This window comes from Gilvimarinus gilvus (assembly GCF_030518155.1).
In the GTDB taxonomy this organism is placed as follows: domain Bacteria; phylum Pseudomonadota; class Gammaproteobacteria; order Pseudomonadales; family Cellvibrionaceae; genus Gilvimarinus; species Gilvimarinus gilvus.
The window spans coordinates 207,293-225,063 of sequence record NZ_JAULRU010000569.1; the positions used below are offsets into that span (position 1 = coordinate 207,293).

General features: G+C 50.4%; 15 protein-coding genes. 4 read left to right on the forward strand and 11 right to left on the reverse strand.

The window, feature by feature from the left end; translation table 11 throughout:
* Window positions 1-3 precede the first annotated feature (3 nt).
* The 4 genes from QWI17_RS11585 to cysM are packed head-to-tail and all read right to left on the reverse strand — an operon-like array spanning window position 4 to window position 4,793.
* Window positions 4-846: a general secretion pathway protein GspB gene (locus tag QWI17_RS11585; protein ID WP_302722665.1), complete on the reverse strand. Its 843-nt coding sequence runs from the start codon at window positions 844-846 to the stop codon at window positions 4-6.
* Window positions 846-2,525 carry an ExeA family protein gene (locus QWI17_RS11590; protein ID WP_319835070.1) on the reverse strand — a complete coding sequence of 560 codons (1,680 nt, stop codon included), beginning with the start codon at window positions 2,523-2,525 and terminating at the stop codon, window positions 846-848. The genes QWI17_RS11585 and QWI17_RS11590 overlap by 1 nt, the downstream gene beginning before the upstream one ends.
* A gap of 22 nt (window positions 2,526-2,547) precedes the next feature.
* Entirely contained in the window at window positions 2,548-3,897 is a 1,350-nt protein-coding gene (gene rlmD / locus QWI17_RS11595; RefSeq protein WP_302722666.1) for a 23S rRNA (uracil(1939)-C(5))-methyltransferase RlmD, read from the reverse strand.
* A complete protein-coding gene (gene cysM, locus QWI17_RS11600) occupies window positions 3,894-4,793 on the reverse strand; it encodes a cysteine synthase CysM (protein ID WP_302722667.1) in 900 nt (299 codons plus the stop codon). Before cysM ends, rlmD begins: the two co-directional genes overlap by 4 nt.
* Before the next feature lie 103 nt (window positions 4,794-4,896).
* Here cysM and QWI17_RS11605 point away from each other — a divergent pair, with 103 nt between their 5' ends.
* A complete protein-coding gene (locus tag QWI17_RS11605) occupies window positions 4,897-7,683 on the forward strand; it encodes a response regulator (RefSeq protein WP_302722668.1) in 2,787 nt (928 codons plus the stop codon).
* Window positions 7,684-7,868: 185 nt separating this feature from the next.
* On the opposite strand, the gene recO is transcribed toward QWI17_RS11605, so the two are convergent.
* The 6 genes from recO to lepA form a co-directional block, all read right to left on the reverse strand.
* Window positions 7,869-8,567 carry a DNA repair protein RecO gene (recO, locus tag QWI17_RS11610; protein WP_302722669.1) on the reverse strand — a complete coding sequence of 233 codons (699 nt, stop codon included), beginning with the start codon at window positions 8,565-8,567 and terminating at the stop codon, window positions 7,869-7,871.
* Window positions 8,568-8,604: 37 nt separating this feature from the next.
* A complete protein-coding gene (gene era, locus QWI17_RS11615; protein WP_302722670.1) occupies window positions 8,605-9,513 on the reverse strand; it encodes a GTPase Era in 909 nt (302 codons plus the stop codon).
* 1 nt (window position 9,514) lies between these two features.
* Window positions 9,515-10,198, reverse strand: coding sequence for a ribonuclease III (rnc, locus tag QWI17_RS11620; protein ID WP_302722671.1), 684 nt, complete (start codon window positions 10,196-10,198; stop codon window positions 9,515-9,517).
* Window positions 10,191-10,613 carry a DUF4845 domain-containing protein gene (locus QWI17_RS11625; RefSeq protein WP_302722672.1) on the reverse strand — a complete coding sequence of 141 codons (423 nt, stop codon included), beginning with the start codon at window positions 10,611-10,613 and terminating at the stop codon, window positions 10,191-10,193. The genes rnc and QWI17_RS11625 overlap by 8 nt, the downstream gene beginning before the upstream one ends.
* Window positions 10,614-10,685: 72 nt before the next feature.
* The gene (gene lepB / locus QWI17_RS11630; protein ID WP_302722673.1) at window positions 10,686-11,546 is read right to left on the reverse strand and encodes a signal peptidase I; all 861 of its coding nucleotides are present in this window, start codon (window positions 11,544-11,546) and stop codon (window positions 10,686-10,688) included.
* Between the two features lie 28 nt (window positions 11,547-11,574).
* Window positions 11,575-13,392 carry a translation elongation factor 4 gene (lepA, locus tag QWI17_RS11635; RefSeq protein ID WP_302722674.1) on the reverse strand — a complete coding sequence of 606 codons (1,818 nt, stop codon included), beginning with the start codon at window positions 13,390-13,392 and terminating at the stop codon, window positions 11,575-11,577.
* Between the two features lie 232 nt (window positions 13,393-13,624).
* Here lepA and dapE point away from each other — a divergent pair, with 232 nt between their 5' ends.
* Window positions 13,625-14,764 carry a succinyl-diaminopimelate desuccinylase gene (gene dapE, locus QWI17_RS11640; RefSeq protein ID WP_302722675.1) on the forward strand — a complete coding sequence of 380 codons (1,140 nt, stop codon included), beginning with the start codon at window positions 13,625-13,627 and terminating at the stop codon, window positions 14,762-14,764.
* A gap of 12 nt (window positions 14,765-14,776) precedes the next feature.
* On the opposite strand, the gene QWI17_RS11645 is transcribed toward dapE, so the two are convergent.
* Complete coding sequence (locus tag QWI17_RS11645; protein WP_302722676.1) at window positions 14,777-15,625, reverse strand: transporter substrate-binding domain-containing protein; 849 nt, start codon at window positions 15,623-15,625, stop codon at window positions 14,777-14,779.
* Window positions 15,626-15,777: 152 nt separating this feature from the next.
* Here QWI17_RS11645 and QWI17_RS11650 point away from each other — a divergent pair, with 152 nt between their 5' ends.
* Both QWI17_RS11650 and QWI17_RS11655 read left to right on the forward strand, forming a co-directional pair.
* On the forward strand, window positions 15,778-16,992 hold the full coding sequence (locus QWI17_RS11650; RefSeq protein WP_302722677.1) for an MFS transporter: 1,215 nt from the start codon (window positions 15,778-15,780) through the stop codon (window positions 16,990-16,992).
* Between the two features lie 57 nt (window positions 16,993-17,049).
* Window positions 17,050-17,766, forward strand: coding sequence for a lipoprotein intramolecular transacylase Lit (locus tag QWI17_RS11655; RefSeq protein WP_302722678.1), 717 nt, complete (start codon window positions 17,050-17,052; stop codon window positions 17,764-17,766).
* The last annotated feature ends 5 nt before the right edge of the window (window positions 17,767-17,771 follow it).

Genomic DNA, 17,771 nt, shown 5'->3' on the forward strand with positions numbered 1-17,771 from the left:
TGATTACATATTCACCCAACTAGACAGGGCTTTGAGTGTAAAACGATGCTGGCCTGAGCGCAGTATAATACCATCGGCTTGCACAGCCTCTAACGTAATACCCTGGCTCACAGACTCCCCTTCACGCCAAATGCGCCCGTTTATCACCACTGAACTATCGCCGGCAGGATTGTAGTTATGCGCGGCGTACATAAGTGTGGGCACTGAGTTTTGCACGGCAAGCGGCAGGCTACGCACTCCGCCGATCTGTTCAAACGGCTTTTCAGCGGCCGCAATGGTTCCTGTCATAGACGCTGGAACCTCAGGTGCTTCGGCCGGCGTAGGCGCCTCTTCTTGCGTTTGCTGGTAAAGCGCCATTACCTCATCATTAACAGACGTATCGGACAACGCCTCGTCCTTGCTCACAACGGCCGGCTCGGGCGCAGACACTGGTGGCGATATTTCACTGTAAGCCTCTCCGACCATGGCTAAAGTGCCTACGGAGGTCACCATAACCTCAGGCGCCGGCGTCTCATTGCTTTTTGCAGGCTTTATGTCCTCTATCGGCGCTTCAGTCTTTGACGCGTCGTCAGGTTCCGGCTGCGGGTTCGGGGTATCTTTAGAGGGACTCGCTAACCGCTCAGTTACCACTGGTGGCAACTCAGGCGCAGGCGTATCCTCGGTTGACAATAACCACGCTAGAGCACCGGCCAAAATCACAACCAATACGGCCAACAGTACGACGAAAAATTTGCCCAGACCTGTAGACGCAACCTGAATAGTGGCGGTTGAATCGATCCCCGCCGGTTTATGCGATTGCTCTCGATCACGATCGGCCTTACGTAATGCTTCTAATAGCAAAGACATTACCAGTCCCCCTCAACCATTAAGGTCGTATCTATACCCAACCGTTCGTTGAGTCTGAGTATCGTTTGCTGACCGAGAATACCGTCTACAGTAAGGCCACTATTGCGCTGAAATATTTTTAACCGGGCGGCTAACGCACTGTTAAACCGATCGTCCGTGAGCGGTCGCTGCTGCTCATCAATGCGAGCAAAAGCGTTGCTCAACCAGTGCACAAGTGGTCCGCTGTCACCCAGCCCTACTGACGCCCCCTTTTGATAACCTGGCGGGCGGCGCCACAGATAAATAGTTTGCCCGCGCCACAGCGCGCCCAGCTCAGCCAGAGCTACGCTGTGCTGCGTACCGTCGCGATCTATGACGAGCGCCTGCGATGACGTCAAGCCAACCACCAGAACATAAGCATGAAACTTATCGGGCGTGATCACAGACAGTAACGCGGGCCTGTTCAGCTCTGCCAGCTGCTGCCAAGTATCGTAATGCTCTACTTCACAGATTGCCGCATCGCTGCCACTTGTGAAGCAAGTCAAAGGATTATCAAAGCCACTGTAACCGGCCAGCTGAGCTTGGGCATCAGACAAGCGGCGTATTAAATAACCAGGCGCCTTCTGTGTACCACCTACAATTGCCTGCTGGGGGGGGCTCCCCACCCCAGCGAGTTGCTGGCCGGGACTTTGACGGTCGGGGCTTTGTTTTTCGGGAATACGTTGTTCGGCACTGGGGGGAGTGGTCTCCAGGTCGTTATCGACTGTTTGTTGCCACAGTAAAAGCGCAACTGACAGAACCGCTACCAGCGCCAGAGCTAAGCTGAGCCAGCGCCAGAGCCCAGAGAAATCGTGGCGCGCACCTTCAGAGCTACCACTCACTTCACGGCGAGCTAGAGATAAAATTTTGCCATCCACACGCTCCTTGTTGTGTCCGTACAATCCAACCAGAGCACGCTCACACAAAATGTTGATACGTCTGGGTATACCGCCACTGTAGCTATGAATTTTTCTAACAATTGCGTCGGGGAAAGGGTTGTTTGCTCCACTTAAACCTGCGACCTGCAAGCGATGCCCAATATAGGCGCGGGTTTCGGCAAGCGACAATGGATTTAAATGAAATCGGGCGGTAATGCGCTGAGATAACTGTCGCAGGCGCGGTTGAGCCAGCAGACGGTTAAGTTCGGGCTGTCCGACCAGAATGATTTGTAGAAGCTTTTCGGTGTTAGTTTCGAGGTTCGTCAACAGTCGTATCTGCTCCAACGCTTCTGGCGACAGCAGTTGTGCTTCGTCAATGAGAAGTACCGTATGACGATTGCGGCTGTGGTTTTCCAGCAGGTAGCGGTGCAGCGTGTCAGTCAACTTCTTGACACTGGGCGCAGCGCGGTCGTACTCAGCACCCAGTTCATCGCAGATCATCTGCAGCATCTCAGGTACTTCTGCCATAGGATTAAACACCATGGCAAGGTCAGTATGTTCCGGTAACTGCTCCAACAAAGAGCGAATAATGGTGGTTTTACCGGTTCCTACTTCACCGGTAAGCAGCACAAATCCGCCGCCTGTCACGCCATACAACAGATGCGCAAGCGCTTCTTTATGCTGCTCGCTCATGTACAGGTAGCGCGGGTTTACCGCAATTGAAAAAGCGGGCTCTTTTAATCCAAAATACTGGTGATACATGGCATCTGACCATCCCAACACGATGGCACGATCATACCTACTTTTAACCGCGAGTAAACAGGGCCATCGTTTCCACGTGGGAAGTGTGCGGAAACATCTCCATAATTCCGAGGCTTTGCAGGCTAAAGCCTGCGTCTGTCAAGCTGCGGGCATCCCGGGCCAGCGTTGAGGGATTACAAGATACATAAAGAATTCGCTTGGCCGCCGTGTGAGGCAACTGCTTGCATGCCTCCAGAGCACCGGCTCGTGGCGGATCCAGCAACACTGCAGCGAAATTTCCTATGCGCTTTTGCAGAGATTTAAGCGAGTGCTGCTCCAGGTCACATGCCATAAATTCGACGTTATCCAATTTATTAGCGACAGCATTCTCGCGGCCACGCGCAACCATGCTCGCAATGGCTTCAACCCCTACAACACGTCCTGCACGCTTTGCCAACGGCAGAGTAAAGTTACCAATCCCGCAAAACAAATCGACAACTGTCTCTGCCGCGCTTGGTGCCAACAGACGCATCGCCTGATCCACCATCGCCTGATTTACCTCGCAGTTGACTTGGGTAAAGTCCAGAGGGTGGAACGCAAGCTTTAACGCGCCGCATTCGAGCTCTAACGTGAGCCTCGGGTCGGTTGACGCTCCAGTGATTGTCGTTAAGCACTGATTGTCAGGGCTAAGCCAGAGCTTGCATTGAAACTCTCGCTCGAACGCTTGCAGCGCTTCTTGGGCATGCGCTTTGATCGGCCGGGTGTGACGCATTACCACACCGGTTTCACCCTCAGCTTGAATGAGCTCAATATGACTCACGGCTTTCAGGTCATATTTTTGCAGTAAGCTTCGCAGCGGCTGCAACAAACGCTGCATCGTTTTCGGCAATACCGGGCACTCACTAATATTAACCAATTGACTGTCGGCTTGGCGTCGAAACCCGAAACTCAACTTCCCGGCCTTATCAAACTTGACCGCCAGCCGGGCACGAGCGCGATAGTGCCAGGGCGCCATAACAATTGGCTTGAGCTGCTGAGACGGGGCGCGAACACCTGCTCGCGTCAACTGCTCAAGTACCGCATTGTGCTTTATCAGCAGCTGAGTCCCGGAGTCTGCGTGTTGTAACTGGCACCCTCCACATTGACCGAAGTGTTTGCAATATGGCGCAACCCGTTGCGGTGAAGGGGTTATGACGTTTATGGTACGCGCTTCACTATAGCGAGACTGACGATGGGTCCATTTTGCCTCTACCTGCTCGCCATCCAGAGCACCGCTAACAAATACTGCCTGCCCCTTATGCTTTGCTAAACCGCGACCATCATGAATATAGCCTTTGACATCGAGGCTGACGATTTCGCTGGAATTGGCCACCGGGCTGCGCTGAGGGCCACGGCGTGAGCGACGGGACTTCATGACGACGGGCTGAACAGACCGGAGGACAAATAGCGATCGCCCCGATCACAAATGATGGCGACAATAACCGCGTTTTCGACCGATTCGGCCAACTCCAGTGCCGCTGCAACCGCGCCGCCCGAGGAAACACCACAAAAAATGCCTTCTTGGCGCGCTAACTCACGCATAGTTTGCTCGGCACGCGCCTGCGACATACTGACAATTTTATCGACTCTCTGATCATCATAAATTGAAGGTTGATACGCTTTCGGCCAACGACGTATGCCTGGGATTGCTGAGCCCTCTTCTGGTTGCAGCCCGACAATTTGCACCGCTGGGTTCTGCTCCTTAAAAAAGCGCGAGCAACCCATAATCGTACCGGTGGTGCCCATAGAGCTCACGAAATGTGTAATGCCACCATTGGTCTGCTGCCAAATTTCAGGCCCTGTACCGCGGTAATGAGCTTCGGGATTGTCGCTATTGGCGAATTGATCCAGCACCTTACCTTTGCCCTCAGCTTGCATCCTGAGCGCCAGATCACGAGCCCCTTCCATCCCCTCTTCTTTACTCACCAAGATGAGCTCAGCGCCATAGGCGGCCATAGAGGCTTTGCGTTCGTCCGTACTGTTATCGGGCATAATCAGCGTAATCGGATAGCCTTTGATGGCAGCGACCATAGCCAGCGCTATACCTGTGTTCCCGCTGGTGGCCTCAATCAGGCGGTCGCCAGGGCTGATATCTGCACGCGCCTCCGCCCGCTCAATCATCGACAGTGCGGGGCGATCTTTGACCGAGCCTGCGGGGTTATTACCCTCTAGCTTTAACAGCAGAGTATTGGTGCTAGAGGCCGGTAGCAGGCGCTGCGCCCGGACAAGCGGTGTATTGCCTACATAAGCATCAATGGTAGGGAAATCCATGTAAACCTCTAGTGACTTGCAGCCCAGCGCAAAAGGCGACTATTCTAAGGAGCCACACGAGAAGTAGCAATTACTCCGTGATAATCTGACGAAAGCGCAATAAATGAAGACCACTAGTGTTAAAACAGAAGTCTGGAGGTTAATTCTCCTACCCGCAATAAGTATCATTCTTTTGCTCTCGGGGACTTTGACCTTTTTGTTTGTCAGTAAGTTAGACAGTTTTATTGACCAGCGCGGCCGTTTACTGGCAGAAAAAACGTCGCATCTCGCGCATATCGCACTGTCTGCAAACGACCCTGTACTGCTCGATGCACTGGTTAAAGCAACCCTAGAGGAGCCACTGGTACGGGCAATCCATGTCTATGACGGAGCCAACAAACAAAATTACCATGTTGGGCCACGCTTCTTAGCGGCTAAGCCCGGCAGCACAGTACCCAATGGCCCAGGCCACGAAGTACAGACAACAGATTCAACCCGCTATCACCACCCTATTGTCAACCGCAATGGCCAGCTGGAGATGGGCTGGCTGGAAATAGAACTACTGCTTTCTTCTTATTGGATTACCGTTTATCAAATGCTATTGATTGTTGTATTAGCAGCCATGGCATGCCTGCTGTTGGCGGGATATCTAGCGGTTAAACTGAACGCCAACATTACCCATCCGCTCAACCTAATACGCTCAACAGTCGAAAAATTAAGTGCGGGCCAACTGAATGCTCGCGTCAATGGCAGCTTCGCTTATGAATTTGAATGCCTGGGTGCGGCGGTCAACCAAATGGCAAGCGCACAGGAAGAAGCTCAGGGAGATATGCAAAATCACATTGAGCAATCAATGGAGGATTTGCGCGAAACCCTGGAAACTATTGAAGTGCAAAATATCGAGCTGGACATGGCTCGAAAAGAAGCATTGGCCGCGAGTCAAATAAAATCAGAATTCTTGGCTAACACCAGTCACGAAATTCGAACTCCGCTCAATGGTATTATAGGCTTTACCAATCTCGCTCTAAAGACGTCGCTCGATGAAAAGCAGCGCGGCTATATACAAACTATACATGATTCAGCTCACAACCTACTTACCGTCATAAATGACATTTTAGATTTCTCTAAAATTGAATCCGGTAAATTGGTACTCGACTACGCCCCGCTACCGCTGCGCCAGGTCGTTGAAGCCGCGGTGGAAACGCTAGCACTTGATGCTTCAGAAAAGGGCCTGCAAATAGTCACCGTCATTGACAATAACATTCCACCACAGCTGATGGGAGACCCACTTCGTTTCAGCCAAATCTTGTCAAATCTTCTCGGTAATGCCGTGAAGTTTAGCGAGCGCGGAACGATCAGTCTTGAGTTTAACCTTGTACACTTTGAAGAAAATCAAGTAACGCTAAAAGGCATAGTCAGTGACGAGGGTATCGGATTAACGCAAGAGCAAAAAACTCAACTGTTTTCTGCATTCGCTCAAGCCGACACCTCTATTTCGCGCGAATATGGTGGCACCGGCCTCGGCCTCGCTATTTGCAAAGGGCTGGTCAATAGAATGCAGGGCGAAATAGGCGTTGAGAGTGAAGCTGATCAGGGCGCTAGCTTCTGGTTCACGCTAACCTTAGGAGTAGACCCGCACTATCTGCCCTTAGATCACGCCCGTCTGCTGAACACGACAGCGCTGGTGTGTAGTGAGAACGACGCTGCTTACCGACAATTACAGTCGTTGCTGGAAAGCTGGCAGGGCCAGTGCAAGAGAGTGGCCTCTATACACGATATTTTCCCGACTTTACGCAGTGAACGAACACAGGGAAATACTTATCAACTACTCATTCTCGATATTTCCCCCGGCGAGAGAAGATTACCGCCGGCGCTATTGGCCAACTTAGCGGAACAACTCTCACTAGAATTTAACAGCAAAGTTGTGGTGTGCTGCATTGCGTCGCAACGCAATGTATTCAATCAACATGCCGAGAATCACTCGATCCCTTTCGTTTTAAAGCCAGTTCATGCAGAACAGCTACTTGAGACTATCAGTCAAAGTTTGGGCCTTCACTTAAGCCACAAACCGACCACTGATACCACCGACCGCTCTAGCATTAATGTACTGCTGGTCGATGACAATGAAGCAAATCTGCAACTCACCACAGAATTTTTAAACGATCTTGGAGTGAGCGTCAGCCAAGCCGTTAGTGGCGCCCAGGCACTTGAGCTGCTTGATCGTAGCGATTTCGATATTATTTTTATGGACATACAAATGCCAGGTATGGATGGTATGGAAACCACTCGCCGTATTCGGAATAAAGAACAAGACCAAAACGGGCGCAAGCGCACGCCCATTGTTGCCTTGACGGCCCATACCGTTACCGAACAAAAAACCGCTTTACTCATCGCTGGAATGGATGATTGTATTCGCAAACCGGTTACAGAGGATCAACTGGAGCATATGTTAAGCCGGTGGACGGGAATGCCGAGTCAGCTACTTTTCAGTACTTGCGCACCGGGTTCCAGCGATACCCTGTCGAATGACCCAAGCAGCCCCGTCAACTTGCCGCAATGCTTATCACTGGCAAATCATAAAGCTGATTTGGCGCGAGATATGCTAAGCATGCTCATTGGGTCACTGGAGGAAGAAAAACTGGCTATCAATCAAGCTTATCAACATAAAAACTGGGAACAACTTCAAGAGTTAATTCACAAACTCTACGGCAGCTGCTGCTATACAGGCGTACCGCATCTTCGCAGCTTATCGGGACTACTCGACAAGTTACTGCAAGCGGGTCAGACCGATAACTTAGATGCCGAGCTCGTCACACTCAATAAAGCCATCGATCACATTCTCGAGTGGAGTCAGAATCAGGATATTGCCCAGACATTCGACAGCATCATCGAAGCTGAGACAAGTGCATAGCGCAATAGTTTGAGCTGAGCCAATATCGAATTATCCGGCGAAAGGGTATTTCAAGGCTAGCAGGCAATTGCAAAACCTCTTATGTATGTGCTCAGGCTTTCACGCTGATTCGTAATCTAGGCACTAATTTGAAGGTGTGTGCCCCCCCCATCAAAAAGTGGCAACGACGAGTACGGGCCAGCCTGCTAGGTAAAAAGCTGTCTCGACTGCAGTGGTTTACTACCCAGCAATGGATGCAACAGTTGCCGATGAACTGTTTTCGCGAGTCGTTTGACACTGTCACTATGCCACTCGCCTGCCGCCACTTGCAGAATCAACTTGCCTTCGAATGCTTCGCTCGCAGTGCCTGTCGCAACGCGAACAAAGCCCGACTCAACATCTAGCCGGTACATTTCATTTTCACAAATCGGTTTATCGCTGTTCGCTTGCTGCTGCCAACTAATGTTAACGCCTAAATCTGTGAGCAGCCTGGATTCAAATTGACGCAATATAACTTCAACGTCCGCGCCTTGGTCAAGTGCGTTGAGCGACCATTGATAATCGCTGAAAACGGCGGGGTGAGAATCCCACTCAGGCAGCAATCGCACAATGAGTTCGTTGACGTACATTCCAGAATAAAGCGTTCGCCCCTGAAGGACTATGGTATTTTGTTGCCACTCGAAATGACTCACCAACTTAAGTGAGGCCTTACCTTGCAGCGTAATCAATAACGGGGTAAATGGAATTAGGGGGGTCTTGCTTTTTTTCCTGGAAGTTTGGCGCTGGCCTCTGACAACGCCTGACACTATGCCATGATTCTCTGTAAAAAAAGTCGCAATAAGGCTTGTGTCACGATAAGGTCTTGAATGAATAACGAACGCCGGCTCAAATTCAATGCGCTGCATAGAGGCTTAAACCCGTTAGGCTTACTTACCGATCAAGTTATACATCGTCATAACCAAGGCTTCGCAATGCCCGCTCGTCGTCAGACCAGCCAGACTTTACTTTCACCCACAGTCGCAACATAACCTTATTGTCGATCAAAACTTCAATATCTTCTCGAGCCTGCTGACCTATTTGCTTGATTCGGTCACCTTTATTACCAATTAAAATTCGTTTTTGACCGTCTCGCTCCACTAAAATCAGGGCGCCAATATGCAGTGTTTTACCATCATGGCGATACTCCTCAATCTCAACCGCCATTTGATGAGGGAGTTCATCGCCTAGCTGTCGCGTTATTTTCTCGCGAATAATCTCAGCCACCATAAAACGGGCGGAACGGTCGGTAAACTGATCTTCTTCATAAAAATGCTGACTTACAGGCAAATAATTTAAGATTAAACTATGCAGCCTGTCTAAATTTGTACCGCGCAGAGCAGAAAGAGGGACAATTTCATCGGCATTTATCCGTTCCGAGAGTGCCTGTAAATGAGGTAATAGCGTATTCTTATCGTCGATTTGATCAACTTTATTAACTGCCAGCACCACAGGTGAAGAGCTGGACTCGAGCTGGCGAGCAACCATTTCATCCTCTTCTGTCCAGTTCAGCCGGTCTACCACAAACACGATGAGATCAACGTCTTTCATCGCAGACCCAGCGGCTCTGTTCATATACCGATTAATAGCCTTGGGCTGATTTTTATGCAGCCCTGGGGTGTCGACAAATACTATTTGGTCGCGACCCTCAGTCTTAATACCAGTAACATTATTGCGCGTAGTCTGAGGTTTGCGTGAGGTGATACTCACTTTTTGACCCAGCATGTGATTGAGCAGTGTAGATTTTCCTACATTCGGCCTGCCCACAATTGCGACAAACCCACAGCGTGTATCAACTTGAGATGTGTCAACCATACTAGCTCTCCACCCCTAATTTCTGTAAAGCCTGTGCCGCAGATTTTTTTTCTGCCACACGTCGGCTACTGGCGGTTGCTGTTTCAGGCTCGTGTAACAAGCTCACATGGCACTCCACGGTAAAGGTTTGAGCATGAGCATCACCCTCAATATCAACTACCCTATAATCCGGCAGCGGTTCTTTGCGACTTTGTAAGAATTCTTGCAGGGAGGTTTTCGCGTCCTTGGCAGGGCTTTTTAAGCTAAGCTTGGCGAGACGTGTTTTATACCACTGAAGTACACACTGACGACACGTGTTAAAGTCACTGTCGATATAGATGGCACCGATTATCGCCTCGACCGCATCGGCGAGTATGGAGTCTCGACGCTGGCCGCCGCTCTTCATTTCCCCTTCGCCCAGCTTTAAACATGGACCAAGATCAAATTCCTTGGCCAACTCGGCCAATGTCTCACCCTTAACCATCTGCGCTCGCAAGCGGCTGAGCTGCCCCTCACGCGCCGCCTCGAACTGATCAAACAGTGCCCGGGCGATTATAAAATTTAAAATCGAGTCGCCTAAAAATTCCAGGCGTTCATTATTAGTTGCACCGACACTGCGGTGGCTCAATGCCAAGGTAAACAGGGTTGAATCTTTAAACTCGTAATTGAGCTTGGATTGCAACCTAGATAGTGCAATATCATTCACTCTCTAATAATTCCTCAGGAGGATCGCAACACAAATCAGGGGCGCTTGTATCGAGTACATTAAAAAAACTCATAACGACATCAATATTCGCCAATAAGGGCACGCGAACTTCATACCGGTTAATGACTAGCATCCCTCTACTTGTGGATTGAAACTCAAGCTCTTTCGCTCCCGGTGAGCGAACATTGTTAATCGAATAATAGCTATTCAAACTACGGGAGATTTCAGATTTGCGCATATTCTTCAGATTACCCGCATTCTGCTGAGCGACAGACTTCAGACCTGTGGTTATGTAATAGTTTTCTGCGTATACGGGCGCCATTTTGGCAACGCATAAACCAAAGAATCCAACTACCGTCAACAACACCAGCCACGAAATAGCGGAAAGTCCACGTTGTGCTTTAAAAGTGCTCATAATCCCACCCCAATATTAAATGAGAAGCTGTGTGTGCCAGTATATAAGTAGCCTAACGTTATTAACAATAGATCACTCTATGGTGCCGGCCCGGTCGAAGCTTGGCAGGCTAAACAACGAATCCCAGTGCATCCATACGGCAACAGCTTTACCGACTATATGGTCTTCCGGTACAAACGGATCATCCCAGCCACGGCTGTCAAAGCTGTTGTCGCGATTATCCCCTATCATAAAGTAATGCCCTTGCGGTACGCGCCAGGCACCTCGGCGGCTAAACTGGCCGGGACGAATGTATTTGCGGGAGGTAAACTCGTGTTCACCCAATGTTTCTCGCACTAAACGATACTGAGGCGCCCCGGCCGGCAGGGCCGCTTGCAGCTGCTCAGGCACAGGCTCACCATTAATAAACAATTGGTGGCTTTCATAGCGAATCAAGTCACCCGGTAGGCCCACCACGCGCTTGATATAGTAGGTATCGGGGAGATGTGGAGGGAAAAACACCATTACATCACCTCGCTCCGGATCGTTTATATCTATTATTTTTTTATTGATAACCGGCAGCCGAATACCATAGGTATACTTGTTCACCAATATAAAGTCGCCAATATCGAGAGTTGGCTCCATTGAACCTGACGGGATCTGAAAAGGTTCTGCGATAAAAGAGCGCAGTACGAATACAATCAAGAGAACAGGAAAGAACGACTTGCTGTACTCGACAATGACCGGCTCACGTTCGGCCTGATCCATTGCCAGGTTATACAGGTCTCGATCTTTGCTATGCGCAGACGATACGTCACGCTCCTTAAACTGGGACTCTACTGCGTCAATCTTGCGCTGTCGGGGCCCCGCCAACACCAACAAATCAAACAACCACACCAGTCCGGTAAAAAACACCCCTATCGTTAGAATAAGGGGTAAATTAATATTTTCCATGTACTATGCCTTGCAATCCGGTTACAGGTTAGCTATCCACTTGCAGAACGGCCAAAAACGCAGACTGCGGAATTTCAACATTTCCCACCTGCTTCATGCGTTTCTTACCTTCTTTTTGCTTTTGCAGCAGTTTCTTTTTACGGCTGGCATCACCACCGTAGCATTTTGCCGTCACGTTTTTACGCAAAGCTTTAACCGTAGTGCGAGCAATAACACTGCCACCAATGGCCGCTTGAATCGCCACGTCAAACATTTGCCGCGGAATTAATTCTTTCATTTTTTCCGTTAAATTACGCCCAATACTCTGCGAGTGATCGCGGTGCACAATGAGCGCCAGGGCATCAACACGGTCACCGTTGATTAATACATCCAGACGCACCAGATTGGCGGCTTCAAAGCGGGAAAAACTATAATCTAAAGATGCAAAACCACGACTAACCGACTTTAAACGATCAAAAAAGTCCAACACCACCTCGTTCATTGGCATGTCATAGCGAACTGATACCTGGTTTCCCATGTAATGCATATCCCGCTGTACACCGCGCTTTTCCACACACAGAGTAATTACCGCGCCCAAGTGTTCTTGCGGAACCAAAATGCTCGCCTCAACAATAGGCTCGCGCATTTCTTCAATAATGCCGGTGTCGGGTAACGAGGATGGGTTATCCACATAAATGGTTTCACCTTTCGTGGTAAGCACCTCGTAAACCACCGTCGGCGCAGTGGTTATCAAATCCAGGTCATATTCTCGCTCGAGCCGCTCCTGAATAATCTCCATGTGCAGCATGCCGAGAAAGCCACAACGAAAACCAAACCCAAGTGCGTCTGAACTCTCTGGCTCAAAGAATAATGAGGCATCGTTCAAAGTCAGCTTTTGCAGCGCCTCCCTGAAGTTTTCAAAATCATCAGAACTTACCGGAAACATGCCGGCATACACTTGCGGTTTCACTTTTTGGAAACCCGGCAGTGCCTCTACGGTCATATCGCCAGCGGCAATCAAGGTATCCCCCACCGGGGCTCCTTGAATATCTTTAATACCGGCAACAATAAAGCCTACTTCACCCGCCTTTAGTTCTTTAAGCTTGTGCAGCTTCGGGTTAAACACACCGACGCTGTCCACGACATGTGATTTGCCGATAGATTTAGTAACAATCTTATCTTTAACTTTCAATGTGCCCTGCTTCACCCGCACTAACGACACAACGCCCAAATAGTTATCAAACCAAGAATCAATAATGAGCGCTTGCAATGGAGCGTCGACATCTCCCACGGGCGGCGGTACTAATTTAACAAGCTCTTCCAAAACATCTTCAATACCCAAGCCAGATTTGGCACTGCAACGAACGGCCTCCGTAGCGTCAATACCGATGATGTCTTCAATTTCCTGGGCGACGCGCTCAGGGTCAGCTTGCGGCAAATCCATTTTATTGAGTACCGGAATTACTTCCAGCCCTTGCTCAATTGCGGTATAGCAGTTGGCTACGGATTGGGCCTCGACGCCCTGTCCGGCATCCACCACCAACAACGCACCTTCACAGGCAGCCAGAGAACGCGACACTTCATAGGAAAAATCAACATGCCCGGGCGTGTCGATAAAATTGAGCTGGTAGGTTTCACCATCGCGCGCCTTATAGCTCAAAGTAACACTCTGGGCCTTAATGGTAATTCCACGCTCACGCTCAATGTCCATGGAGTCCAAAACTTGTTGAGCCATTTCCCGGTCGGTTAAACCGCCACACAAATGGATAAACCGGTCGGCGATCGTGGACTTACCATGATCGATATGAGCGATAATAGAGAAGTTTCGTATATGCTTGATTTCTTTGGGGTTAATACTGTCTGACATTCGATCTCAACTCATATGTGCGCTTGCCTCAAGCGCACAAAAGATAGGGGTTCCGGCGCGATTTAATGGCCGACTGGTGGGCCTAATCGCCCCAAATTTAAAAGCCGCAAGTGTAGCTTATTTACTCTTTGGGTGCTATGAACTTAATCGTAATCCCGACAGCGATCGCACCACCAGGCAAGTTTTGCTAGAATCGCCCGCCCCATAGCCCCAAAATCAGGAACCCATGCCCATGCATAATGCCGCCTCAGCCACACTTACGCTGGCTCAAGAACTGATTAGCCGCCAGTCAGTCACCCCCGAGGACGCGGGCTGCCAAGCGCTGATGATCGAGCGACTAAAGGCGATTGGGTTTGAGATTTACCCGCTACGGTTTGGTGATGTCGATAATTTTTGGGCCGTACGGGGCAGCCAGGGTCCGCTATTGGCATTTGCCGGACACACAGACGTGGTACCCACGGGGCCCGAAACTCATTGGCAACACCCACCTTTTGAACCTGTTATCGACGACGGCTACCTCTGCGGGCGCGGGGCCGCCGATATGAAAGGGTCGCTGGCCTCTATGGTGGTTGCTTGCGAGGAGTTTGTTGCCGAGGTTCCGAATCACAATGGTCGCATTGCCTTTCTTATCACCAGCGATGAAGAGGGGCCAGCGGCCAACGGTACTGTGAAGGTCGTAGAGTGGCTGGAGCAACAGGGGGAAAAAATCGACTGGTGTATTGTCGGGGAACCATCTAGCACGGCAGTTCTGGGGGACATTATAAAGAACGGCCGCCGCGGATCACTCGGCGCTGAACTGACGGTTAAGGGGATTCAAGGCCATGTCGCCTACCCTCATTTGGCGGCAAACCCAATCCATCAGGTGGCACCTGCTCTGGCAGAACTAGCGTGCACCGAATGGGATCAAGGCAACGATTACTTTCCTGCAACCACCTTTCAGATATCGAATTTTAACTCAGGCACCGGCGCCACCAACGTCATTCCAGGCGAAGCGCATATTGTCTTTAACTTTAGATTTTCTACCGAAGTAACCGAAGCCGACTTGCGCCAACGCACAGAAAACGTTCTGCAAAAACACGGGCTAGAATACGATATACAGTGGAAGCTCAGCGGCCAACCGTTTCTCACCGAAAGAGGCACGTTAGTGGAGGCGGTCGTGAGCGCCGTAGCAAGCGCCACCGGCACGCAATCACAGCTATCGACAAGCGGCGGGACTTCCGATGGACGCTTTATTGCTCCAACCGGAGCACAGGTGGTAGAGCTCGGCCCGGTCAATGCAACCATCCACAAGGTGGATGAGCGAGTACGGGCAGAAGATTTAAACAAACTCACTCGTGTCTATTGCCAAACATTGCGCAACTTATTAGCGTAATGACGGCTCCTGCTAGGGCATTTGCAGCTTGATTACACGACGCTGCCCGCGAGCTAATTCTTGCTGAGCCCAGTGAAAGCGCGGAATAGTTTCCATCAGCCGCTGCTTGCTGCCATCCTCTTGTGCCCGCTCTAAGCCCAGCCTTAACCGCTCAGCTAATTCGGAGTTATCCTCTCTAACAAAAAAGTAAACATCATTGGGGTAATGCAGCAGTATCTCTGACTCAACCACTAAATTAAACTCTGGATAGAGGTTGGGCTCGGAGTGTATTTGGTACAGCCCGCGGGGAAAATAATCGAACCTATCTGCCGCCAACATTCTAAACAATAACTCATAGCGGGAAGACGATACATAAGGCAGGTCATTTTTCTTCAATACGGGCACCCCGGGCCACTGCGCCCCTATTCCGGCCACCATTTGCCTTAAGTCGTCAAGCGAATGAATATTATTGAAACGCGCTTGATCGCCATGTCGAACCAAGAACGCCCGGTACTCACTTAATTCACCCAACAAAGAGACGGGTATCATTCGCAGGCCCATATCCTCCGAACCGATTGAAGAGTGCCACATAACATCCACCGTGCCCTTTACAACCTGCGCCTTGAGACGGTCATCTGTGAGCATCACCTCAGGGATTTCAAGTGTATAAGGACCGTATTCGCTTACCGTTTTGTCAAGCGCAAGCTTTAACAATCGGGAGAAAAAGTAGGAATCATGATGCGGGTCTTCAGCCCCATACATGGGCACAACAAGTCTCTGCGAAGTACCAGCGCTAAGATTACTGGCCGTTAGAGCCAGCAACAGCCCGAGCAGCCAAACCACTAAGGCAGGCAATTTTGCCTGTGCCCGATATAATCGCATTATTTACGCACCTAACGTTTATGCAAAGGGGTAGCAGCCCCACATTGTTATCGATCGGCTTGCCCAACGTCTACTTTTATGGGCTTTTATCGTATAATACTAGCCTATAGCATATACGGCTGCCCACTCTCCTACGCTAACTTGACTCTCCCTTGAAACAATATATTTTATTTTTACGCAACAACTGGCCGCTTCTGGCTTTCGGTTTCACCAGCATTTTCTGGGGAAATTTTGGCCAATCATTTTTTGTCAGTTGGTACGGAGCCAGCATACAGGAGTCGCTGGGCTTAAGCGCCGCCGCATACGGCAGCCTTTACTCGGGCGGCACACTCGGCAGCGCCCTTACCATAATCGCGATAGGCGGCTTAATCGATAAATGGCCACTACAGCGCTTCACGGCCATTGTTGCCTGCGGCCTAATGCTCGCCTGTGTATTGATGATGGTGAGCGCCCATGCATTGACGTTACTAATCGCTTTCTATTTGCTGCGTCTTTGCGGTCAGGGGTTATTGCCTCATACCGCACAAACCACAATGGCTCGTTATTTCGACGCTGATAGAGGCAAGGCATTAAGCCTGTCATCCAGCGGAGTGCCAGTGGGCGAGGTTGTGCTACCGCTAGTGGCCGTCGCTTTGATTGCGGGAATTGGCTGGCGTGGCAGCTGGCTCGTGTTTGCCGCCAGTGTGCCGCTGCTATACCTACCGCTTAGCCTCTGGCTGTTGCGCCGTTCACCTCAAATTCAACAACCCAACACCCCTGCCAGTCGTGCCGGTACCGAAAAAGCCCAGGGCCGGCGCGAAATGCTTGGTGATTATCGGTTTTGGCTTGCCCTTCCCGCCGTGCTAACTCCGCCCTTTTTAGTCACGGGAGTATTCATTCAACAAGGCTTTATTTTGAATCAAAAAGGTTGGGACCCACTTTGGCTGGCCAGCTGTTTTATTGTCTATGGCATCGCCCATTGGCTGGCTGCGCTCCTGGCAGGGGTATTGATCGACCTGTTTAGCGCCCGCAAGTTGTTACCTTTTATGCTTACCCCACTCGTACTCGCCCTGCTGTCCTTGGTTTATCTCGACGGCAACTGGGTTGCGCCACTCTTTATGTGCTTGCTCGGCACCACCATTGGCATCGCAGGCCCGCTGACAGGCGCGCTATGGGCAGAGGTGTATGGCACAGAAAAACTTGGCTCTATCCGTTCCTTGATGACCGCATTTATGGTTCTTTCTACCGCGGTTTCACCGATATTGTTTGGCGCCTTGATTGATCGAGGGGCCAGCTTGCAGAGCCTATTCGGCACATCGGCTCTATGTGCCGTGCTTGCCAGCGTTGTCGTCATTTTTTCTTACCCGCGGCAAACGTTACCGGGCTAGCGTCAACCATCGGAATCAGCTTAAACTGAACCTAACGTAACCTATAGGGATTAACCTGTGCGTTTCACATCTCCATTGTGGATTGTTTTTCTACTGGGTCATTGGCTTGCCAGCGGGTTTGCCAGCTGGAACCTATTGGCCAGCGCTGACTTTGGCTACGCAAGTGCCTATCAAGTTCTCGACATTGACGAGCACATTGCCACCTACGGCCCACAAAACCGCTACCGGGACAATTTCGCTCTCACCGATAAAGACCAGCACCTGGAACTGTTTCACCAAATAAACATTGCGGTTCATCAACGGCCTGAGACGCTAGGTAATATTAAATATTACCCGTCGCAGGGAGCAAGTCAGACATTGTTAACCGAGCCCGAGGCTCTGCACTTAACCGATGTCGCCCTCCTGATCGATAAAGTCTATTGGCTCGGCTGGCTTGCCATCATTGCTTTCGCAATCAGTGCAACTGTGCTCTGGCAGCTCAACGCGCCATTGCCACGACCGCGCCGGGTGATTGGCAGTGTCCTCGGTGCTATTTTTGCTACGCTGGCACTCGTGTTAGTGGTTGGCCCCAAGAAAGTATTTTACTACCTACATACTTGGGTCTTTCCGCCCGAGCACCCTTGGTTTTTTTATTATCAGGATTCTCTAATGACGACCTTGATGAAAGCGCCGGATCTATTTGGTTTTATCGCCACGTTGTTACTCGGACTTTGGTTGATTATCTGGGCGTCATCACTCTACCTAATCATCCGACTCTGGCCCAGTACCCGATAAAGAGG